Origin of the sequence: Sphingopyxis macrogoltabida (genome assembly GCF_001314325.1) — a bacterium.
Classification (GTDB): domain Bacteria; phylum Pseudomonadota; class Alphaproteobacteria; order Sphingomonadales; family Sphingomonadaceae; genus Sphingopyxis; species Sphingopyxis macrogoltabida.
Window position 1 is genome coordinate 272,946 of sequence record NZ_CP009430.1, and the last position, 21,957, is coordinate 294,902.

Sequence of the window (21,957 nt, forward strand, 5' to 3'; positions counted from 1 at the left end):
CGCCGGCAAGCGACCTCGCGGTCAAACGTCGTCGCTTTCCTCTCAAACTGTCGGGAGAAAACGAGGCACGATCCAATTTCTCAATCCCAGTCGATCATCTCAAAGTCGCGTTTTTCCGACCCGCACTCTGGACAAATCCAATCGTCGGGGACGTCTGCCCAGCGCGTTCCCGCCGCGATACCTTCGGCGGGCCAACCAAGCTTTTCGTCGTAAATATCACCACAATTGAGGCATTTATAGCGTTTGAAGCCATCTGACATACGGCCTACCCCTTTCGTATCCGGACCGGCAGATGGTGAAATCCACGCGTGAAGCAGGACGGGATGCGTTCGGGCTCGCCCGCGATCTCCACCGTCATATCCCGCGCGAGCAATTCTTCGATCAGCACCTGCAGTTGCAACTCGGCGAGGCGCGCGCCAAGACAACGGTGGATACCGTAGCCGAACGACAAATGGCGGCGGCTGTTGCTGCGACCGACATCCCAGAGGTCGCCGTCGGGAAAAACCGCCTCGTCGCGGTTCGCTGAATTATACCAGAGCGCGACCTTGTCGCCGGCTTTCAGCTTTTGACCGCCAAGCTCGGTGTCCTGAACCACGGTTCGCCGCATGTGACAGATCGGGGTTTGCAACCGGATGGTCTCGGTTGCGGCTGTCGAGATCAGCGACCGGTCGGCCTTCAAACGCTCCCACTGGTCGGGAAATTTGTTCATTTGTTCGACCAAGCCCGACATCGAATTGCGCGTCGTATCGTTGCCCCCCACGAGCAGCAACGCGATCGCACCGATGAAGCGTTGTTCGTCCATATCCGCCATGACTTCCGAATGGGCCATGATCGACAGCAGATCGCCTTTCGGCGGCATCGCCTTGCGCTCTTCGAACAATTGTTTGAACGCTGCCGCCATTTCGAAGATATGCGTTTCCCGTTCAGCATTGAGCACCGGGTCGGGACCGATATCGATCTTGGCGGTCCAATCGGACCAGACGGGCAGCCGATGGCGATCGTCCCAAGGCCAGTCGAAAAGCGTGGCTATCATCGAGGTGGTCAATTCAATCGATACCCGCTCGACCCAGTCGAATGTCTCACCCACCGGCAAGCTGTCGAGCAGACGCGCAGTACGCTCGCGCAGCGCCACTGCGTGCCCCGCAATTTCCGACGGACCGAACGCCGGCGCAACGGTCTTGCGCTGCGCGCCATGTTCGGGATCGTCCATGGCGATGAACATCGCCAGTTTCACATTGGTATCCTGCATATCGAAAAGGACGATCCCGCCATGTTCGAACGACGAAGAAAATGTCTGCGGGTCAGCCTCCACCGCGACGATATCGTCGTAGCGGGTCACCGACCAATAGGGGCCGAACACGCTGTCGGGACAGTAATGAATGGGGATCTCGGCACGGAGCTGCGCGAACAGCGGGCGCCAGCTGTCATCGGCATAGAGTTCGCCGCGTGAGACGTCGAGCGTCGCCAGATCTCCCTTCGTCAGTGCTTGCGTCGCCATCGTCGCTCTCCTTGTTCAATTGTCTACGACCAGATTGCGGACAAGCGCCACGCGCGCCTTCGCGTTGACGCCGATCGCATCGAGATAGGCATCGATCGACCCACAACGCCCATCGATCTCGGCAAAAGCCGCGGCGAGATAGTCAGCTTTGACGCCGAGCACCGCTTCCATAATGTCATCGGTGGGCGCAATCCCGCCCTCTTCGACCGCGCGTTCCACCAACCGCGCACGCAGCGGTCCGGCGCTCAGCGCCTCTGTCGACCGCAGATAGTCCGCGATGACAGCTTCGAAGGGAACACCGAGGACAGTGAGAGTCAGCGCCGCAAACAGGCCCGTACGGTCCTTTCCCGCCGAACAATGGATAAGTACAGGGCTGCATCCGTCCGCCATACGGTTCAGCACGGTGTGATAGAGCGACTGGTAAACCGCCTTGAACGGCAGGTCGCGGTAGAAATCGCGATAGCGACGATCGATCGCTTCGATATCGGCCATGCCGGGGCGGAAGAAGTTGAGATGGGGAGCGGTCTGGTCGGTCGCCTGACCATGCGCGATTATGCGATCCGCATGGTCGTCGATCCAGAAAGAAGGCGCCTGGGCGCGTTCACCGGGATGCCGGAGGTCGGCAATAAGCGCGAAGTTCATTGTCCTTAGATCGTCGGCCGTCGTATTGTCGACATGGCTTAGCTGGCCGGAACGATAAAGCTGCCCGCTTCGCACCCGGCGGCCATCGGCGGTCGCCACGCCTCCGAAATCCCGGAAATTGAAGATCGCCTTCCTCCTGTTTGCTGTTTACTGTTTATTCTCTGGCCCGCCTGACCCCGCCTAGAAGGTCAGTACCGGCTTGATCGCCGATCCATCTTCAGAGGCTTTTGCCGCCTCGTTGATCTGGTCGAACGGGAAAGTCTTGAGCAACCGGTCGAACGGAAATTTGCCCGCCTTGTACCAGGTGATCATCTGCGGAATGAAAGTCTGCGGATCGGCGTCGCCCTCGGTGATATATTTGATGATCGTGCCACGGACGAGCATGCTCATCATATTTGCGGGCAGCATCGCCTCGGGCGGGGGCACCGCGACGAGGCCGACGGTCCCATGGGCGATCGTCGTCTCGACCGCGACCGCCACGACGGCCGGAATACCCGTTGTATCAAGGGCAAGATTGACGCCGCCCCCCGACAGCTCCTTGACCGCTGCAAGCACATCGTCGGTCGCGGCGGGGTCGATGACATGCGACGCGCCGAGCTCGAGCGCGAGCGCGCGCCGCTCGGCATTGGGTTCGACGACGACAACGGTGCCTGCGTCCACTGCGCGGGCACCGAGCAGCGCCGAAAGGCCGACCGCGCCGCCGCCGAAGATTGCGAGCGACTGGCCGGGACGAAGGCCGAGCGAAATAACCGCGGCCCCTGCCCCGGTCATCACGCCGCAGCCGAGCGGGCCGAGGATCTCGAGCGGCAGGTCCTTGTCGACCTTCACCGTGTTGCGCCGATGGGCGATCGCATAAGTGCCGAAGGAGGACTGGCCGAAGAAATTGCCGTGGATCACCGCGCCCGTCTGGCTCAGCGGCGAACTGCCGTCCTCGAGGCGGACGCCGGCAAAATTCTTGCCGAGAAACTGGTGGCAATAGGCGGGCAGACCTTCGTCGCAGGTCGGGCAAGCCGCGCAGCTGTCGAAGCTCAGCACCACATGATCGCCGGCCGCGAGATCGGTGATCTCGGGACCGACGGCCTCGACGACGCCCGAGCCTTCGTGCCCGAGCACGATCGGGAGCGGCACGGGAAAGCCGTCGCGCGCGACAAGGTCGGTGTGGCACATTCCGACGCCCACCATCCGGACACGGACTTCCGCGCCGCGCGGCTCGGCGACCTCGATGTCTTCGATGACGAAGGGACCGCCGACATTGCGGACGATGGCTGCACTGGCTTTCATGGCGGGGTTCCGTTCTCGATCAATAGCGGGCGCGGATGGCGTCGCGGTGGCGCGTCAGATAGGCGCGGCTGAGGCCAAGCTGCTGCACGCCCGTGCCGACCAGCCCCTTGTGCGCGGCGCGAAGCGACGATTGCAGGTAGGTGTTCGAGGGATAGGGCGCCCAGTAACAGCCGTTGGTCGTCGAATAGGTGAAGTCGAACGACTTGCCGCGCGCGTCGGTGACGCTGACCGCCCCGCCCATCGGCATCGCGCCCTTATATTCCTGGCGTCCGCTCGCGTGCACGAGCCCCGAAAGTTCGCCGTCTTCCAGTATATAGCCGCTGATCAGCGCGCCGAACTCGTTGGTCGCCGCGATATCATGCTTGACGAACATATGGCAGGTCAGCGCCTCGCCGAAGCTGACGTGCCACCAGATCACCGCGCCATTTTCGCGTTCGGGACGCGGCCCCCAGCTGCGGTCGCCGGTCTCGACGCAATCGACGGCATAGGATTGGCCGCGTACCACCAGCTCGCCGGTAATGCGGTACGTCATTTCATAATGGCCGGACCAGCTGCTGTCCCACGCGGGTCCGTTTCGATCAGCCGCCAGCGGATCGATCGCCGGGTCGTTGATGTCGTAGGCGGTATGCAGCGCATGATAATCGAGCTTGAACCAGGTGTCGTCGATCCCCTGATATTCGACGCGGTAATGGTTTATCGGGTCGATCGCCTTGACCGTAAGACCGTTGGGTAGCGTGAAGTCGCTCAGCTTCTCGGGACAGGGCATATGCTGCTGATTGTCGATATAGGCCTGCTCCTCCCACAGGTCGCTGATCCGGTCGAGGATGGTCACATCCGCCATGCACACGCCGAGCATCGGGCGCGCGACGACATAGACTATGACGTTGATGTTCGCCTCGGGGATGCAGAAGGGAAGCGCTATCGTCTCGACCCATTGCCAGTGCGAGTCCGGCGTGAAATGGAAATCGGCGTCCTCGGCGCGGATCATGCCGCCGCCTCCATCGTGTCGAACCCGTAAGGGAGAAACCAGCGCCGGTCCTTTTCGACACGGCGCGCTTCGTGGCCGAGAATGAGCTGCGGCAACTTGGTCTTGGCCGCTTCGCTGCCGTCGGCCGACACCGCCTGGACAAGATCCTCGATGGCCTTGTTGATCGCGCTCAGCGCTGCCCGAACGCCGGATATATCGCCTTCGAGAACCGCATCGAGCCTGCTCCGAGCGGCGGCGGTCCGGGGACCTCCATCGATCGCATCGGCGAGTTCGGATGCGAGCAGACGCGCGTCGGCGAGCTCTTCCGCCTCGAAATCCTGGATGCCGTCGATCTGAAAGCGGAGGATCTGCAGATGGCCGATCGCGAGCTGAGCCTGCTCCTGCGCCAGCGATGCATCGGCGGGCAAGTGCGGAAGGATCACTTCGGTGAGCGAGCGAATGATGCTCGCGATCCGTTCGTCGGTGCTAGGGGTCATGCCGGGGCTCCCTTGCTCAGAAGGCGTACAAGGTCGTTCGCGAACATCGGCGCCGCAGCGGCGAGGAAGGTCAGCAGCACATCCTGGTGATTATGCTGCGACCGCGCCGCGGCCAGACCGTTGGCCGCAACGATGACATTGCACTTCCAGCTCGACATCACGTCATAATAATGAAGCGTCCGCCGGTTCACGGACCGTCCCGAACGGCGCTCATATTCGCCGATGAACTCCTCGCGTTCGAACAGGTCGCTGGCGCGAAACGTGCCGTCGGGATCGAACGCCCCGAAGATTTCCATCAGCACCCATCCAAGGTCCTCGTGATAGTCGCCGATGCGCGCCAGTTCCCAGTCGAGGAGCGCGGTGATCTCGCCGCTTTCCTCGTCGAAGAGATAATTGCCGGTGCGATAGTCGCCGTGCAGCATCACGAGATCGGCGGTGTCGGGCATATTGTCGGCCAGCCACTGGCTCGCGAGCGCCATGATCGGCCGGGCCTCGCCCTCGTCGACATCCCAAAGTTCGCGCCAGTAATTATAGGCCCAGCGCGCCGCCTGCTTCGGGTCGGCGTCGGGAACTTCGAACCCGGGAAGCGGATTGGCGCGGAAATCGTAGCGATGAATCTCGACGAGGTGATCGAGAAACTGGTCCTTGATCTTTGCGCGGAGGTCCGGCCCGAGCCATGTTCCGAGGCCGGAGACTTTTACCCCGGCATCGCTTGGCTTGGTCACCCCCGATACGACGCGCAGGATCGCAGCCGATTGCGGAAAATGCTTCGCGTCATTGTCGATCCACACCGGTTCGGGAACGGGGACACGTCCCTGCATCGCGCCGATCAGGATGAATTCGCGCTCGCGATCGGTCTCGGTGATCGCCGAACGCGGGTCCATGCGCAGCAGGAATTTCTCCTCTTCGCCGCCTTCTGAGAGCGTAAAGAAGAACTGCTCCTTCGACGCGCCACCGCCGACGCGGCGGACACCGGAGACGGCCGCCCCAGGTCGCTCCTTGGCGAAGAAGGTCGAGAGAATCTCGACGATCTCGTCGGTGAGCGCCGCGCGATAGGGCGGCAGGCTGCGGTTTGCGCTGCGACGGCCGATAATATGCCGATGGACGGCTTCCATATCGTTCAGCATCGTCGGGCGCTCAATAAGGGCCGTGTGCACGGATATGCTCCAGATAATCAGTGGGCCAGCAACACTCCATCCAGCCGACGCCTTCCTTGCCGTCGATGATGGAGCGGCCGCCGCTCTCGTTGAGGCTGCAATTCGGTACGGGCTTCAGCGTGTAGCAACCGAACACGTCGGTCTTGATACTGGTCGTTCGGCCGGCTTCGTCGACGACCTCGGCGGTGTAGCCGGTCTGCCAATATTGATCGTCATAGATGACATCGACCGCGACGGTCTCGACGCGCGATGCCTTGCCGTCCTTGTAGACATAGCCGCGGATGTTTTCCTTGCCGAGCGCGTTGAAGCGCCAGAAGTGCACCGAAATCTCGTCGCCGACCTGGCCGACGAACCATTCATATTGCTGGAAAGGCACCCAGTCGCGCGTGCCCCAGCTATGGTCGCGGTGGCCGGTGGCGTCGAACTCGATCACGCGCTCGCCGATACGCAGCGTGCCCCTGACGCGGCCGGCCTGTTCGATGCGATCGGTCGCGCAATAGGCAGGGCAACCGCGCGGGTCGGATGCATAGGCATAAGGCGGATGGAAGGCGTTGAATTCGAAATCGAGCGTGGCCTCGGGGGTTTCCCAGCGAACATGCGCGGCGCCGAACTGGAGATCCTGCTGCATCTCGAAGCCTTCGATCTGCCAGTCGTCGAAGCCCATGTCTGGAGAAACCGGACGGTCGGCGAGGCGCTGCTGGATCGGATCGCCGCCGACGCCCGGCCCGAAGACGGCGAGCGCGGCACCGGCGACGCTGTCCTTCGAGACCCAAGTGTAGGTGAAGAAGGCGATCTGATGCTCGGGGAGCACGACGATATAGGGAATGGATTCGCGTCCCATGGCAACGTCGGGGAGCTTGTGACGCCCGTCATGGACGACATCGATCTCCATATCGGGTTCCACCCAGACATTGCTCTCAAACATCATCTCTCTCCAATTTTCTTATTGAAATATATGCGGTTACTGCATCGCGGCCCCGGCGGGAGGTTGCCAGGACCGCGATGCCCCCTTTTGCCTAGAACCGAAGCGTCGCCTCGACACCATAGGTGCGCGGCTGGGCGCGAACGCGGTAGCCAGTGCCGAACAGATTCTCGAGGCTGATACCGAACGGGTAGTAGAGCTTGTTGGTCAGGTTCTTGCCCCAGACCGAGATCGAATAATTGCCCATCGTATAGGTGGCACGGGCGTTGGCGACCCAATATTTGCCGTTGCCGTCACCGAACTTGCCCGAGGCCACCGCCGGGAGCGGGCCGCGGCTGTAATCCTTGAACGAGTCGAAATAGAACTGGCCGGTGTAATTGACGTCGCCGTGCAGCGTGAACTTGTTGTCGCCATCGTCGATGACGTCCCAATCGGCGGCGAAGGACGCCGACTGCTTGGCGGCATAGGGGAAGGGATTGCCCCCGACGCTGACCGGCCCGCCCGAGGATACGACGCAGCTGCCGAGCTGCGCGGGGAAGTTAGGAATCGTCGACGGATCGGCGGGGCAGTCGCCGCCCTTGTAGCTTGAGTCCAGCAAACCGAAGGAGGCGCTGAGCGTGAAACCGTTGACCGGTTCGACGATCGCTTCGACCTCAAGGCCCTTCAGCGTCCCGTCGAGCGAGATGAGGTTGGCGGTTGCCGACGCATCGACCACCTGTCCCTGCTGCCCCTTATATTTATAGTAGAAGGCCGAGATGTTGAACTGGGCGCGATTGTCCCAGAAGCGCGACTTGATCCCGCCTTCGAACGCATCGACCTGCTCGGGCTTGACGAAATAGACCTGGTTGGCGCTGCCATAAGCGAGGCCGTTGAAGGTCCCCGAGCGGTAGCCGCGGCTGTAGCTGGCGTAGACCATGACATCCTCGACCGGCTTCCAGTCGACGATCGCGCGCCCGGTGACGCGTCCCGCCGAGCCCTGGTTCCTGAGACCGCCCGGAAGCGGGATCCCCAGACCCTGGAAGGACGGGATGACGACATTGCCCGCCTCGTCGCGCACATCCTGCAGGAAATAGGGGGCGAAGGCCCCGCCCTGCTGGAAATCGGAGACGGTGATCAGGCGCGCCGTGCCGGTATCGTCAAAATAGGTGGTGACACCGTCGAGGAAGCGGTTCTTGTCCTTCGTGTAGCGCAGGCCCGCAGTGAACTTGAGGGTCGGCGTCAGCTCGTAGCTCGCCTCGCCATAAGCCGCATAGGACGTGCGCTTCTGGACGAAATGCTGGGTCGCATAGATGCCGGTCGGGAGCGAGCCTGCCGAGAGCGCGGTCCCGTTGAACGCGCCGCCCGGGTTGAAATAGCTCGCCGGAAGACCGACCGCGGCCCGCACATCGCGCAGGAAGTTGAAGAAGTCGGGGGTGTTGTCTCCCGTCACCTTGTCCTTGCCGTAGAACGCTCCGACGATCGCCTTGAACGGACCCCCGTCGAAATCGAGGCGCACGTCCTGGTTGAACGCGCTGAACTTCGACCGGTAGCCGATCGCGCAGAGGCGGAGCGGGGTGCCGTCGCAGTCGGTCGACGACTGCGAGTAGAGTCCGTCGTCATAGCCGCTCACCGAGATGAGCTTCAAATTGTCGGTGAGATCGATGCGGGCGTCGAAGACCACGCCGCGGGCCCGTGACGTCGCGACACCGACCGAGTCGAGTTCGACTTCGTTGATCCCGAGGCCGCGGCCCGACTGGCTGTAGCTCGTCGGAAGGAGCCCCGCCGGCGCGAGCGCCGAGAAGAGCCCGCCGAGCAGGAAGTTCGGGTTGGTGTAACTGATCACATCGCTCGTGCGCGACGAACCGGTCGGAATCGGGCTCTCGGTGCCGCCTTCGGCTTCGGCTGCGTAGACCTTGAGCTTGAGATCGACCGTGTCGACGGGTTTCCAGCGCATCGACAGGCGAAGGCCGTAGCTCTGGGTACCGCCGGGGCTCCGGCCGGTGTTGAAGTTCAACCCCGAGGCGCCGCCGGCGGCCGCCGTGCTCGGGCCTTCGGGCAACCGGTTCGCGATATAGGAATCGGCATCGACATAGGTGGCCGCGAGGCGGATACCGAATTTGTCGGGCGACGGCGTGACTTCGATCGCGCCCTCGAGGTTGATGCGGTTGTAGTTGCCGTAGCCGGCGGTGAAATAGCCCTCCTGCCCTTCGAGCTGCGGTGACTTGGTAATGAAGTTCACAGCGCCGCCCGTGGTGTTTCGGCCGTAGAGCGTTCCCTGCGGGCCGCGTACGACTTCGATCTGGTTGAGATCGTAAAGCTGCTGGCCGTGGCTTGAGCGGAATGCCTGATAGACTTCGTCGACATACACGCCGACCGGCGATGCCGCGTTGGCATTGAACTCGGTGCCGACGCCGACGCCGCGCACCGAGAAGTTCGGCTGCTGCTGGCCGTAAGGCGAGGACACTTGCAAGTTCGGCATCGTGTTGTTGAGATCGCTCGTCTCGAACACGCCCTTGTTCTGAAGCGATTCGGACGAGATTGCCGAGACGGCGACGGGCACGTCCTGCAGATTCTCGGACCGCTTCGTCGCGGTGACGATGATGTCGCTGAGACCGACCTGGTCCTGGGTGGTGCCGGTTTCTTCCGCTGGCGCTTCCTGCGCGAAAGCGGGCGACGACAGGCTTGCGATCGCAACAGCGAGCACGCTCGCGGACATAAGATTCTTCATTAGCGCTCTCCCGTATGCACTCGGATGGGGAGCTCCGGTGCGATCATGTCCGCAATTTATTGCGTGACCTTGATACGCAAAATAATCTGTGCCACAAACATGTCAACCACTTTACGAATTTTGAGAGAGATGCCGAATGTCGCTGTTATCCAAGCTTTTTGGGAAGGCACCCGACCGCGCCGTCGAAATCGAGTCGTCGGGTGACCACTTCAATGTGCCTCCGGGTACCACGATTCTTGAACGCGCGCTCGCCGAGGGAATCGCCTATCCGCACGACTGCACGGTCGGCACCTGCGGGTCGTGCCGAACGCGCCTGATTTCCGGTAAAGTCGAGGCTATCACGCCCTTCGGCTACACGCTCAGCCGCGAGGAGCTCGAGGCCGGATATATACTGGCCTGTCAGGCCCTGCCGAAGTCCGATCTGGTGCTCGATGTCGAGATCGGAAGCAGCGCCGACGCGCAGGCTGTCCGGCAATCCGCGACGTTCTTCAACGCGAGCGAACTCACCCATGACATAAGGCGCGTTGCAATCAGAGTTGATAAACCGATAAACTATCGCGCCGGCCAATATGCCAATGTTCATTGGGGCGATGGCTCGGTCCATCGCTCTTACAGTTTTGCCGATGCTCCGATCGCCGGGGGAACCACCGAACCCCATTTCTTCATTCGGCATGTTCCGGGCGGCCAGTTCACCGACCGCCTCTTCGGCGGCTCGCTTCCCGGTGAGCCTCTCGAACTCGATGGGCCGCACGGCAATTTCTGGCTCCGGGACGGCAAAGGGCCGATCATCTGCATCGCCGGTGGGTCGGGCCTCGCCCCCCTCATCAGCCTCTTGCAGGACGCGGCAAATCGGCGCGTGCGTCGCGACTGCATCCTGCTGTTCGGGGGACGCGGCGAGCGCGACCTTTATGCGGCGGATGCCATCGCCGCGATCCGGAGCGCCTGGACCGCGAGCTTTGACTATTGGCCCGTCCTCTCCGAGGAGACGAACCCCCAATATCGCAGCGGTTTCGTCACCGACTATGTCCCGCAGGCGCTTGAACGGCTCGGCCCCGGCGCGCAGGGCTATATGTGCGGGCCGCCGCCGATGATCGATGCGGGCATCCACGCGCTGACCGAGGCCGGGATCGGCCTGCCCGACATCCATTATGACAAATTTACAGACGCCAGCACCGGCGCGTGATTCACGGGAGAATGAGATGAGCCTTGATCGCAACAACTTTTTCATCGGCAATGAATGGGTCCGGCCCGCGTCCGACCGTCGCTTCAAGATCCATAACGCCTCGACCGGCGAGCATGTCGCGACCGTGCCCGAAGGCGTCGAGGCCGACGTCGATGCCGCCGTCGCCGCAGCACGCCAAGCCTTCGACCATTCGCCCTGGCCGCGCCTCAAGCCCGCCGAGCGTGCCGACATCATGCTGCGCTTCATGGCCGAGCTCGTAGAGCGCGGCAGCGCGATCGCCGAGGCCGTCAGCCTCCAAAACGGTATGCCGGTCACCCTCGCCAACATGCTCGAGGCGCAGTTTCCGGCAGGCGTCCTCCAATATTATGCGAGTCTCGCCGACAGCATCACGGCTAGCGAAAGCCGCCCCTCGCAGATGGGGCAGGAAACGCTCGTCGAACGCGCGCCGGTCGGCGTCGTCGCAGCGGTCGTGCCGTGGAACTTCCCGGTGACCCTCGCCTTCAGCAAGATCGCTCCGGCGATGCTGACCGGCTGCACCCTGGTAATCAAGCCTTCGCCCGGGACGGTGCTCGATTCCTATCTCGTCGCCGAAGCCGCGCTGGCGGCAGGAGTCCCCCCAGGCGTCATCAATATCGTCGCCGCCGACCGCGAGGTCGGCGCCTATCTCGTATCGCATCCGGGTATCGACAAAGTCGCCTTCACAGGCTCGACCGGTGCCGGCCGTGCGATCGCCGCGCAATGCGGCCAGCTCCTCCGGCCGGTCACGCTCGAGCTAGGCGGCAAGTCCGCGGCGCTGCTCCTCGACGACGTCGACCTCGGCGCCTTTCTGCCTGCCATTCCGATGGTAAGCATGCTCAATAACGGGCAGGCCTGTTACAACGGAACGCGGCTTCTCGTGCCAGATACGCGCTACGACGAGATCGTCGGCGCGGTGGCGGAGACGGTGTCGAGCTTCACGGTCGGCGATGCGCTCGACCCCGCCACGCATGTCGGGCCGATGGCCTCGGCTGCGCATCGCGACCGCGTCGAATCCTATATCGCGAAAGGCCGCGACGAAGCGCGGCTCGTTGCCGGCGGGGGCCGTCCCAAGGGACATAACAGCGGCTGGTTCGTGGAACCGACAGTATTCGCCGATGTCGGCGAGAATGCCGTCATCGCCCAGGAGGAAATCTTCGGCCCGGTGTTGTCGATCATCCGCTACGCCGACGAAGCCGATGCCGTGCGTATCGCCAACGCCTCGCAGTTCGGTCTCGGCGGCTCGGTGTGGAGCCAAGACCAGGCGCGCGGCATCGCGGTTGCGCATCAGGTCGAGAGCGGCACGATCGGCGTCAACGGCTATATGCCGTCGCTCGGCTCACCCTTCGGCGGGATCAAGGCGAGCGGCATGGGCAGCGAGTTCGGCCCCGAGGCTCTCGCCGGCTACCAGCGCACCAAGTCGATCTATGTGATGGGATGAAGCATGAGGAAAGGCGCCGCGGCGCGGCGCCCTTCCCAGCTGCCTCTAGCTCAGCCGGCGGTGCCGGCCTTGGCGAGATGGCGCTCGCGCGCCACGAGATAGAGCGGGAAGGCGAAGCAGGTGCCGATGAAGGACAGGCCGAAATAGAGCCAGCCCTTGCGCGCACCAAGCCCGATCCGCACCGCATCGGGCACGACCCAGATCATGAAGACCGCCCAGGCCGCCAATATGTCGATGGTGAGAAAGGCGGCGGCGCTGCCGCTGCGATAGGCATCGAGAAAGAAGGTCGGCAGGAGCAGCAGATTGCCGCCCTCCCTCACCCACGCGATCCCGTGAAACCAGGCCGCGGCCGCCGAGGCAACCGCGATCAGGATATAGAGCAGGTGGCGGGCGACCATCAGCTGGCGGCCCAGGCGCCTGCAGGCTTTTCGTCGAACCAGTCGGGCCAGCCGGCGGCGCGGTTTTGCGCCCTCGCAAGCTCGCGTTCCTCAGGCGTCGCCAGTTCATTGTCCCAGCGCTTCAGCGCCGGCTTGATCACGGCATTGTGCCAGAGCGGCGGGATCAGAGCCGAGAAGAAACAGACGAACACGCTCGGCATCGGGATCCACTGGCGGTCAGGACGGAGCTCGTGGAAGGCGGCGAAGCTGTCGGTGTGGTGGTCGGCATGGTTGGTGATCTCGAAGCCCATCACGCGCGACAGGGGCTTGAGATGATTCCAGACATGGCGGCGCGCGATCGCGCCGCCGGGGACCCGAGTGAGCCCGTAATGCTGGAAATAGTTGAAGCTCTCGACCCAGAAGCGCGCGCCGACCATGCCGGCAAGAACGACAGCCACCGCGGTCCAGCCGCCGATCAGGAAGACGAGGCTCTGCATCACGAGCTGCGCGAGGAGCGCTTTCCAGATGCGGTGCTGGATCGACCAGCGGCCGTAGCCCTGCTTCTCGAGGCTGTCGCTTTCCATCCGCCACGCGTCGCGCGTGCTCTGGATGACCGCCTTGCCGGTAAAGCCGTAGAGCGAGACGCCGCGGCGCGCGGTGTCCCCGTCATGTTCGGTCGCGACGTCGAGGTGGTGACCGGTCACATGCGCGATCTCGCGGGTGCAGTCGAGATAGCAGACCTGCGAATAGGTGCCGATGAACCGGCGCAGCTTGCCGCGCTGATGATAGAGCTCGTGCGAGGCGGGCACGAGCGGGACAACGCTCATCCAGGCAAGCGAAAGGATCGCACCGGCATATTGCCAGGGCGTGATCGCCTCTGAAGAACGCACCCAGAAGGCCGCCATGAAATAGAGCCCGACCGCGAGGATTGTCGCGAGCCAAACGGGCAAGTCCGCCATCAGGCCGCGCTTCATTTCACGCGGACGCATATCGTTGGGCAGCACCGAATCGATCAACCCGAGCAGCGGAAGCGAGGCGATGCCGATGAAGACCCAGTTCCCGCCTAGCGCAAACCCCGCATAAGCGGCGATCTGCACGAGCACAGGGGTATAATAACGCGTGTAGTCCATCGTCGGAACTCCTCTCTCCGACTCAATGCGTAACATATATACGCATTACGATAAAGCACTTTATCATTTGACGACTTATGAGCGATTTTTTGCGTTGCCCTCGGCGCAAGGGAAGGCTTATTCGGGGCGCGTGAAAATGCGCGATCTGGAAAAGCGGACAGGGGTCCACCGGGAGACGATCCGGGTTTACTTTCGGCACGGGCTCCTCCCGGAGCCGGAGCGACCGGCGCCCAATGTCGCCGACTATGGCGAGACGCATGTCCAGGCGGTGCTTGCGGTCCGCAAGCTGCAGCGCGACGACGGTCTCACCCTGCCCCAGATCAAGGAAGCGCTACGCGGGCAAAACAGCGATGGCCGGGTCGATGCCGCGGCCTTCCGCAACCTCGAGGCGCTGGTCGCCGCGCGCGTCGGCATGGACGGCGAGGTCCTGCTTGAAACGCTGACCGCGGCCTGGCCCTATGCCGAGCATGACGCGAAGGTCTTTCAGGGTCTCGGGATCGTCGAGATCCTCGACACGCCCAAAGGCCCTGCCCTCAGCATCATGGACAGCCGCATCGTCACGATCTGGCAGTTGATGCGCGCCGAGGGCTATACCGAGGAAAACGGGTTTCCTCCGACCGTCGTCGATTTCTACGCCAAGCCCGCCGACATGGTCGCCCGCGAGGAATCGCAGCGGTTCATCGATGCGACCGAGGGACGAATGGACGACGCCGAGGCCGCGCGCATCTTCCATGCCGGTATTCGTCACATGGTCGACTTCTTCGCGCTTCTCCGTCTCAAGAGCCTGATGCGCTATATCCATTTCGACGACGTGACCGGTCATGTCGACGCGGCGCGGCGCGACGCGAACGGACCGCCCAAATAGGCCGGATAGCCAAGCTGGCTGACCACCGCATAGTCGGCCATCCGCAGATCCTCGTCGGCGCGTCCGTCCGCAAAGGGTGCAATGGCTTCGGCGGCGCTCTCGCGCGCAGCCACGTCACCTAAGCGGCCTTTCAAGGGCTGCAAGGCCGCTACGACATCGGCAATGAAGGCCGGAAGCGTCTCCTTGCGGGCGTGCCGATCATAGTCGGTCTTCCCAAGGAAGAGCGTCTGGATCATGTTCCGCGGTTCGGGGCGCTGAATGAGATGCGCGAAGATCGCCATTTCGCTGCGGATCGCACCATCGAAGCATTGCGGGAGACCGAACTCGATACAGTCGAGGATCGCGATCGGCGCCGGATAATAGCCCTCGGTCTCTGCCATTACACGGGCGCGCACCGGATCGATCTGCGCCGACACCGAGGCCGGCCCCAGATCGAGCCAGTCCTCCTTGTCCCACGGCTGTGCGGCTTCCGGCCGCGAGAGAAGCCAGGCCTCGGCGGCCGCGACTTCGTCGCCCTCCGGGACGAGCGCATGGACAAGGCCTGCATCGAGCGCCGCCTGTCCAGCGAGGCGAGCGCCCTCGAGCAGGATCGGCAGGGCGGCCTGGACGCCGACGAGGCGCGGGAGGCGCTGCGTCCCCCCCGCGCCGGGAAGCAGACCGACGAGCGATTCCGGAAGCCCGAGCGCGGCACGCGGGCTGTCGACGAGAACACGGTAGTGCGTCGCGAGCGAAAGCTCGCAGCCTCCCCCGAGCGCGAGGCCGGCAATCGCCGAGGCCACCGGCTTGCCGGCGGTCTCAAGCGCGCGGAGGGCAGCGCTCAGCGGGAAGAAATGGTCGAAGGCGATGGTGAAGCGTTCGCGCGCCGGCGCCGCGACGATCATGTCATATGCAACGCCGAGTTCGGTGAGATCGGCCCCTGCGCAAAAGGCATTGTCCTTGCCTGACCGGACAAGTACGCCGAGGACATCGCTCGTACCGAGCCAGGCCGCAAAGGCCTTGAGCTCATGGATCGCGGCGTTCGAGAAGACGTTCATCGTCCGTCCCGGCGCGTCGAAGACAAGATGGACGAGGCCATTGTCCTGAAACTCCAGCCGGAACTGTTCCATGGCGGGCGGCGGATTGGTCATCGTCTTTCCTTCGGTCAGGGGGCGGGCGCAAGCCGGCCCTTGCGGACCTTGCCGGCGTCGTCGCGCACGGGCTGGGTCCGGGTTTCGAGGCTGCGCGGATGCTTTTCGCGCGCAAGCCAGGGATTGAGAAACTGGCCAAGCTCGGCGAGGCTGAGCGTGCCCGTATCGGCTTCGACAACGGCATGAACGGCCTGACCGAGATCGGGGTGCGGAATGCCGACGACGGCGCAGGAGCGGACCGCCGGGTGTCGGAGGATCGCCGCCTCGACTTCGGCCGGCCAGACGTTGACGCCGCCCGAGATGATGAGGTCGGTGCGCCGGTCGGCAAGGTAGAGATAGCCATCGGCATCGAGCCGGCCGATATCGCCGACCGATTCCCACCCATCGGACGTGGCCCGCCGTTCGGCGCCGATATAGCGATAGGTCGAGCCCGGCCCCCCGGGGGGCATGGCGAACACTTCGCCTTCCTCCCCCGCCTCGCACACCTGCCCGTCGTCGCGCAGGATCCGGAGGCGCCCGCCGCCGATCGGACGCCCGACAGAACCCGGGCGCTCAAGCCATTCGCGCCCGCCGATCCAGCAGCGCACCAGACCCTCCGTGGCGCCATAGACTTCCCAGATATGATCGCGCCCGCACCATTCGATCCACGCCTGCTTGAGCCAGGGCGCCATCGGGGCCGCCGTGTGGACCACCATCGCCCAGCGCGAGAGGTCGTGACAGGCGCGCGCCGTCGGCGTGAGCGCCATGATCCGGTGCATCATCGTCGGAACCATCAGCGCCCATGTAGCGCCCTCGTCGTCGATCAGCCCCAGCGCCGTCACGGCATCGAACTTGTCCATCGTGACGATCGTCGAGCCCTTCCAGAGGGCGAAGACCGCCGCGCTGAAGGGCGCGTTATGATAGAGCGGCCCCGGTACCAGCACGCAGCTGTTCGCCGGAATTCCGATGAAGTCGGTCCCCTCGGGAAAGCCTGCGCTTCTCCCGTCGACGATGACCTTCGGCACGCCCGTGCTGCCGCCGCTCGTACAAGCCTTCCACGATGCCGCGACATGCCTCGAAGCTTCGCCCTGCGGATCGCCCGGCGCAGGCCCCTCCTCCCCGCCCACGACGAGGCGGGGCTGCATGACGGCGATGATCGCTGTGCGCTCATGCGCCGTGATCTTCCAGGATATCGGCGCCGGGGTGGCGCCCGCGCGGTAAGTGCCGAAGGCGAGCGCGATGAAGTCGGGCCCGTTGGGCAGCGCGAAGGCAACGAGATCGTCGGCCGTCACACCGCGCGAGGTCAGCCACGCGCACCATTGTGCCGAGCGGCGATCGAGATCGCCCCAGGTCCAACGCGCCGCGCCGTGCACGATCGCGAGGCGATCGGGCGGAAAGGCGGCGGGGACGTCGGCGAGCGGGCGCATCGTCAGAAGCCGACCTTGTCGCCGCCCTTGAGCGCCAGGATTTCGCGCGCTTCGTCGGGTGTCGCGGCCTCGAGGCCGAGCCCTTCGATGATCTGGCGCACCCGCGTCACCTGCGCCGCGTTGCTCGGGGCGAGGACGCCCTTGTCGAGCCAGAGATTGTCCTCGAGGCCGACGCGGACATGTCCGCCCATCGCGGCCGCCTGCGCAGCGACCTTCATTTGCGACGCGCCGGCACCGAGCACCGACCAACGATAATTGTCACCGAACAGCCGGTCGGCGGTGCGCTTCATATGCAGCACTTCCTCGGGATGCGGGCCGATACCGCCAAGGAGCCCGAAGCAGGTCTGGATGAACAGCGGCGCCTGCACGAGGCCCTCGGTCCAAAAATAATGGAGATTGTGGAGGTGGCTCGTGTCGTAGCATTCGAACTCGTAGCGCGCGCCGGTCGCGTTCAACGTCTCGAGCGCGTAGCGGATGTCCTTGAAGCTGTTGCGAAAGACGAGGTCGTGACTGCCCTCGAGCATCGCGGGCTCCCACTCATGCTTGAACTCCTTGTAGCGCTTCAGCATCGGGAACAGCCCGAAGTTCATCGACCCCATGTTCAGGCTCGCGACCTCGGGCTTCCAGACCGCTGCGGGCTGCACGCGCTCTTCGACCGGCATATAGGGCGAGCCGCCGGTCGTGAGGTTCACCACGACGTTCGACGACTGCTTGATGACCTTGAGGAAGGGCTCGAACGCCTCGGGGCTCTGGTCAGGTCGCCCGTCTTCGGGATTGCGCGCATGGAGATGGACGATCGCGGCACCCGCCTCGGCGGCGCCGAGCGCGCTTTCGGCAATTTCTTCGGCGGTCACCGGCAGATGCGGTGACATCGAAGGGGTGTGGATCGATCCGGTGATCGCGCAGCTGATGATGACCTTGCTCATATCTCGTCCTTTTCAAAGTTTCGCCGCATAGGCGCGCCAGCCGGCGGTCAGCGCCTCGCGGTGCTGCGGGGCGGCGATGGCGACGAGCGCTTCGGCGCGCTCGTCGTAGGAAAGCCCCCGGATATCGGCAGCGCCGAACTCGGTGGCGATGATGTCGCTGTCCATGCGGCCGAGCGTCACCGGTCCCGCCGAGGCGCCCGGCAGCCCGATCCGGCTGATCGCGCCGCCATCGGCGGCGGCCGGCAGCGCGATGACGCGGAGCCCCCCGCCCTGCCGCGCGCCCGCCGTGAAATCGGGCGCGCCGCCTGGCCCCGATATCAGCCCGCGCGGCCCGAATTCCGAAAAAGCCTGGCCGAGGAGATCGACCTCGAGCGCCGAATTGATCGCGACAAAATTGGCTATGCCCGCGATGATTGCGCGGTCGTGCGTGACCGCGGCAGGAAGAAAGGCAAATTCTGGCCCCTCGATCGCGCGGTAGAGCCGGCGCGAGCCGATCGCGACCCCCGCGGTGACCGCCTGTCCCATTGCGAGCGCGCCCGCCTCGAGAAGATCGACAACCTCGTCGCCGACAAGTCCGCTGTGGACACGCAGGTTCCGCCGCCCGGTGAGCGCACGCAAGATGGCGCCAGGCACCTTGCCGACCCCGGTCTGAAGCGTGGCGCCATCGGTGATCCAAGGCGCGACGTGGCCCGCGATCGCGTCAGCGACCGGGTCGGCGCTGCCATCGGGCTCGCCGTCGAACCCCGCCGACTGCTCAACATAGGCGGTGAGCGCGCTGAAAGGGATGCCGCTGTCGCCGCGCGTTCGCGGCATCGCGGAATTGATGTGCGCGATCCGGACCGGGATATGCGGCCAGAATTCGGCCGCGAAATCGACCGCGGGCCCGAAGCTGCAGACGCCCTCGTCGTCGGGCGGCGTTACCATGCAGATCAGCGCGTCGATCTGGATATTGCGGAGCCGGCGGCGGATGTCGCTGTAGCAAAGCGGCAGCTGTTCGACGCGCCCGCCCAGATCCTTCTTGAGCGGCGGGGTCACGAAGAAGGTCTCGACGCGCGCCGCAGCGCTCGCAAGATAGCTATGGCGATTGAGTCCCGGCACGAAAATGCCGGTGAAGGTCATCGCGCCGAGCCGCTCACCGGCTGCCATCACGGCCTCGGCGAGAAGCACAGATTCGCCCGAGGCTCCCGTCACCAGCACGCGCCCGCCGACCGGCAACCAGTCGGCTATATCGGCGGGCAGGAAGGAAACGGGAGCCATGTCGGTCGCTCGTCCGCCCTATTTCACATATTTGTGGAAATCGGGCGTCCGCTTCTCCTGGAAGGCGCGCATGCCTTCCTTCGATTCCTCGGTGTCGTAGAAGAGCTTGACCGAGTTCAGCGCCAGCATGGAGATGCCGCGGATATTGTCGCTGTCCGCATTGAAGCTGCGCTTGGCGAGCGCCAGCGCCGTCGGCGAGCGCTGCGCGATGATGTCGGTCCATTCGTTGACGGCGGCATCGAGTTCGTCGGCGGGCACGACCTTGTTGACGAGGCCCATCTCGAGCGCTTCCTGCCCGCTATACTGGAGGTTCAGGTACCAGATCTCGCGGGCCTTCTTGTCGCCGACATGGCGCGCGAGGAAGGCGGTGCCCCAGCCCGCGTCGACCGAACCGACCTTGGGGCCGACCTGGCCGAGCTTCGCGGTGTCGGCCATGATCGAGAGGTCGCAGAGCGTCGCGAACACATTGCCGCCGCCGATCGCGAAGCCGTTGATGCGCGCGATCACGGGCTTCGGAATGTCGCGGATGATCGACTGGAGCTCGTCGATCGGCAGGCCGACGATACCGCGGCCGTCATATTGGCCGTCCTTCGCGCTCTGGTCGCCGCCGGTGCAGAAGGCCTTGTCGCCGGCGCCCGTCAGGACGACCGACGAGACGCCCTTGTTATCGGACGCAAGCTTGAACGCCGCGATCAGTTCCTCGATCGTCTGTGCACGGAACGCATTATAGAGCTTCGGGCGGTTGATGATGATCCACGCTGCGCGGTCGCGAATCTCGTAGAGAATGTCTTCAAATTCAGGAGTGCTGCTCATGGTGAAATCCTTTCACTAATTGTTTCGGTAAATCGCGTGCGAGCGCGCCATCACGCGCTCGCCGACCCGGGCGATCGCCTGCGTGAAGATCATGGTGCGCGTCTTTTTGATCAGTTCGACATGGGCGACGAGCCAGTCGCCCGCTAGCGGCGGCGCCAAGAAGTCGACATGCAGCGATATGGTCGGAGTGTGGTTGCTCCCATCTTCCTCGAGCGAAATGACGACCATGCCATGTCCGTCGAGGAAGGTCGCCATCGCGCCCCCATGCATGGCGCCGGTGGCATTGCAATGTTCGGGCTTGACCAACAGGCAATAGCGGGCGGACTCGCGATCTATCCAGATTTCGCCAATGGACCAAGGGCCCGTATTGGTGACGAAGGTCCGCTCCCAATTGCCGTCGACCGCCGGGCGTTCGACGTTGTTCATCGCGCTAAATCATGTTCATGCCACCGGCGACCGAGAAGGTCTGGCCGGTGATGAAGCCCGCATCGTCGGATGCGAGGAAAGCGACGATGCCCGCATAATCCTCGGGCTCACCCATGCGCTTCAGCGGAATGCCGCGAACCATCGCGTCCTTCCACTTCACCGCCTGCTCGCCTTCGCCGAGCACGCTCGCCATCATCGGCGTGTTGGTCGGGCCCGGGCAGACGACGTTGAGCAGCACGCCCTTCGAGGCAAGCTCGCGCGCGACCGACTTGGTAAAGCTGATCAGGCCCCCCTTGCAGGCCGAATAGACTGCTTCGTTGCTCGTCCCGACGCGCGCGGCGTCCGACGCGATATTGATGATCCGCCCGCCGCCACGCGCGACCATGCGCGGTGCAACCGCGGCATGGGTGAACAGCGGACCGTAGAGGTTGATCGCGATGATCTTGTCCCAGAGCGCCTTGTCGGTCGCGAGGAACGGCGACGGCTTGTCCCAGCCGGCATTGTTGACCAGCGCCCAAATGGGGCCGAGATCGGCCTCGACCGCCTCGACCGCGGCGTTCACCGCGTCCTGGTCGCTGACGTCGAGCGCATAGGTCTTGATGACCGCCCCCTCGCCCGCGATCCCGGCGGTTTCCTCGCCGGCTTCCGCCTTGAGATCGAAGATCGCGACCTTGCAACCCTCGGCTGCGAGGCGGAGCGTAAGCGCCCTGCCGATACCCTGACCGCCGCCTGTGACGATCGCTACCTTGCCCTGCAAACCCAACACCATATCTCTCCTGATTGCTAAGTCATGAATTCTGGATCGGAGCCCAGCGCCTCGGCCTCGCTTCCGGCGAGTTCGAGGAGCGTCTCCTTGATGGTCAGAAGTGTCGCGGCGGCCTGGTTCAGCGCATCCTCCGACACATTTTCGAGGATCTGGAGCTCGATCTGCTCCACATTCTCGCGGATGGTGATCACCATCTTGCTGCCGGCGCGGGTCAGATAGACGCGGCGCGCGCGGCCATCGCTCGCATCGGCGCGGCGTTCGACGAACCCTGCCGCTTCCATGCGGTCGAGCAAGCCGCCGATCGCGACCTTGGTGAGGTCGAGGTCCGCCGCGAGCGCGGTCTGGGTCATGCCGTCGCGGCGCGACAGGAAGGCGAGCACCCACCATTGCGAGCGGGTGATGCCGAGCGGCTTAAGCGCCCGGTCCACCACGACGCGGCGCAGGCGCGACACGTCGTGAATGAGAAAGCCGAAGCGAAGTCCGGTGTTGAGGTCTTTGGTCACAGCAGATCCTTGGTGTTGGTTTGCACCGCCACCGCTAGCCCCGATTGATAG

The 21,957-nt window shown here is 64.1% G+C and carries 22 protein-coding genes; 3 read left to right on the forward strand and 19 right to left on the reverse strand.

The genetic code is table 11. From position 1 onward, the window contains the following. Positions 1-80: 80 nt before the first annotated feature. From LH19_RS26185 to LH19_RS26225, 9 genes are all read right to left on the reverse strand, one after another. Complete coding sequence (locus LH19_RS26185) at positions 81-260, reverse strand: rubredoxin (RefSeq protein ID WP_054734995.1); 180 nt, start codon at positions 258-260, stop codon at positions 81-83. Positions 261-265: 5 nt separating this feature from the next. Further along, entirely contained in the window at positions 266-1,498 is a 1,233-nt protein-coding gene (locus LH19_RS26190) for a cytochrome P450 (protein WP_054734999.1), read from the reverse strand. 15 nt (positions 1,499-1,513) lie between these two features. After that, positions 1,514-2,266, reverse strand: a complete 753-nt coding sequence (locus LH19_RS26195; protein ID WP_082396428.1) for a tyrosine-protein phosphatase — start codon at positions 2,264-2,266, stop codon at positions 1,514-1,516. Positions 2,267-2,320: 54 nt separating this feature from the next. Next, positions 2,321-3,421: an NAD(P)-dependent alcohol dehydrogenase gene (locus tag LH19_RS26200; RefSeq protein ID WP_054735004.1), complete on the reverse strand. Its 1,101-nt coding sequence runs from the start codon at positions 3,419-3,421 to the stop codon at positions 2,321-2,323. A gap of 19 nt (positions 3,422-3,440) precedes the next feature. After that, positions 3,441-4,409, reverse strand: a complete 969-nt coding sequence (locus tag LH19_RS26205) for a DUF7064 domain-containing protein (protein WP_054735007.1) — start codon at positions 4,407-4,409, stop codon at positions 3,441-3,443. Then, on the reverse strand, positions 4,406-4,885 hold the full coding sequence (locus tag LH19_RS26210) for a hypothetical protein (protein ID WP_054735009.1): 480 nt from the start codon (positions 4,883-4,885) through the stop codon (positions 4,406-4,408). Before LH19_RS26210 ends, LH19_RS26205 begins: the two co-directional genes overlap by 4 nt. Further along, the gene (locus tag LH19_RS26215) at positions 4,882-6,042 is read right to left on the reverse strand and encodes a phosphotransferase family protein (protein ID WP_145923686.1); all 1,161 of its coding nucleotides are present in this window, start codon (positions 6,040-6,042) and stop codon (positions 4,882-4,884) included. The genes LH19_RS26210 and LH19_RS26215 overlap by 4 nt, the downstream gene beginning before the upstream one ends. Beyond that, positions 6,023-6,970, reverse strand: coding sequence for a DUF7064 domain-containing protein (locus LH19_RS26220; RefSeq protein WP_054735013.1), 948 nt, complete (start codon positions 6,968-6,970; stop codon positions 6,023-6,025). Before LH19_RS26220 ends, LH19_RS26215 begins: the two co-directional genes overlap by 20 nt. A gap of 88 nt (positions 6,971-7,058) precedes the next feature. After that, the gene (locus LH19_RS26225; RefSeq protein ID WP_054735016.1) at positions 7,059-9,671 is read right to left on the reverse strand and encodes a TonB-dependent receptor; all 2,613 of its coding nucleotides are present in this window, start codon (positions 9,669-9,671) and stop codon (positions 7,059-7,061) included. Between the two features lie 136 nt (positions 9,672-9,807). On the opposite strand from LH19_RS26225, the gene LH19_RS26230 reads away from it, so the two are divergent. After that, positions 9,808-10,854, forward strand: a complete 1,047-nt coding sequence (locus tag LH19_RS26230; protein ID WP_054735019.1) for a 2Fe-2S iron-sulfur cluster-binding protein — start codon at positions 9,808-9,810, stop codon at positions 10,852-10,854. A gap of 16 nt (positions 10,855-10,870) precedes the next feature. Then, the gene (locus tag LH19_RS26235; protein ID WP_054735022.1) at positions 10,871-12,310 is read left to right on the forward strand and encodes an aldehyde dehydrogenase; all 1,440 of its coding nucleotides are present in this window, start codon (positions 10,871-10,873) and stop codon (positions 12,308-12,310) included. 50 nt (positions 12,311-12,360) lie between these two features. Here the strand turns inward: LH19_RS26235 and LH19_RS26240 are convergent, their stop codons facing one another. Next, a complete protein-coding gene (locus LH19_RS26240) occupies positions 12,361-12,708 on the reverse strand; it encodes a DUF2834 domain-containing protein (protein WP_054735026.1) in 348 nt (115 codons plus the stop codon). Then, on the reverse strand, positions 12,708-13,817 hold the full coding sequence (locus tag LH19_RS26245) for an alkane 1-monooxygenase (protein ID WP_054735030.1): 1,110 nt from the start codon (positions 13,815-13,817) through the stop codon (positions 12,708-12,710). Before LH19_RS26245 ends, LH19_RS26240 begins: the two co-directional genes overlap by 1 nt. 136 nt (positions 13,818-13,953) lie before the next feature. On the opposite strand from LH19_RS26245, the gene LH19_RS26250 reads away from it, so the two are divergent. Beyond that, positions 13,954-14,682, forward strand: coding sequence for a MerR family transcriptional regulator (locus LH19_RS26250; protein WP_158514508.1), 729 nt, complete (start codon positions 13,954-13,956; stop codon positions 14,680-14,682). Here LH19_RS26250 and LH19_RS26255 read toward each other — a convergent pair. The 8 genes from LH19_RS26255 to LH19_RS26290 are packed head-to-tail and all read right to left on the reverse strand — an operon-like array spanning position 14,637 to position 21,906. Then, positions 14,637-15,809 carry an enoyl-CoA hydratase-related protein gene (locus tag LH19_RS26255; protein ID WP_054735036.1) on the reverse strand — a complete coding sequence of 391 codons (1,173 nt, stop codon included), beginning with the start codon at positions 15,807-15,809 and terminating at the stop codon, positions 14,637-14,639. The two genes, LH19_RS26250 and LH19_RS26255, sit on opposite strands and share 46 nt — an antisense overlap. A 14-nt stretch (positions 15,810-15,823) precedes the next feature. Further along, positions 15,824-17,215 carry an AMP-binding protein gene (locus tag LH19_RS26260; protein WP_054735039.1) on the reverse strand — a complete coding sequence of 464 codons (1,392 nt, stop codon included), beginning with the start codon at positions 17,213-17,215 and terminating at the stop codon, positions 15,824-15,826. Between the two features lie 2 nt (positions 17,216-17,217). Then, a complete protein-coding gene (locus LH19_RS26265; RefSeq protein ID WP_054735043.1) occupies positions 17,218-18,141 on the reverse strand; it encodes a BKACE family enzyme in 924 nt (307 codons plus the stop codon). A gap of 12 nt (positions 18,142-18,153) precedes the next feature. Then, positions 18,154-19,398, reverse strand: coding sequence for an acetyl-CoA hydrolase/transferase family protein (locus tag LH19_RS26270; RefSeq protein ID WP_054735045.1), 1,245 nt, complete (start codon positions 19,396-19,398; stop codon positions 18,154-18,156). 18 nt (positions 19,399-19,416) lie between these two features. After that, a complete protein-coding gene (locus LH19_RS26275) occupies positions 19,417-20,211 on the reverse strand; it encodes an enoyl-CoA hydratase-related protein (RefSeq protein ID WP_054735048.1) in 795 nt (264 codons plus the stop codon). 15 nt (positions 20,212-20,226) lie between these two features. Beyond that, positions 20,227-20,637 carry a PaaI family thioesterase gene (locus tag LH19_RS26280; protein ID WP_054735050.1) on the reverse strand — a complete coding sequence of 137 codons (411 nt, stop codon included), beginning with the start codon at positions 20,635-20,637 and terminating at the stop codon, positions 20,227-20,229. 4 nt (positions 20,638-20,641) lie between these two features. After that, positions 20,642-21,403, reverse strand: a complete 762-nt coding sequence (locus tag LH19_RS26285) for a glucose 1-dehydrogenase (RefSeq protein ID WP_054735440.1) — start codon at positions 21,401-21,403, stop codon at positions 20,642-20,644. 17 nt (positions 21,404-21,420) lie between these two features. Continuing rightward, positions 21,421-21,906 carry a MarR family winged helix-turn-helix transcriptional regulator gene (locus tag LH19_RS26290; RefSeq protein WP_054735054.1) on the reverse strand — a complete coding sequence of 162 codons (486 nt, stop codon included), beginning with the start codon at positions 21,904-21,906 and terminating at the stop codon, positions 21,421-21,423. Between the last annotated feature and the right edge of the window lie 51 nt (positions 21,907-21,957).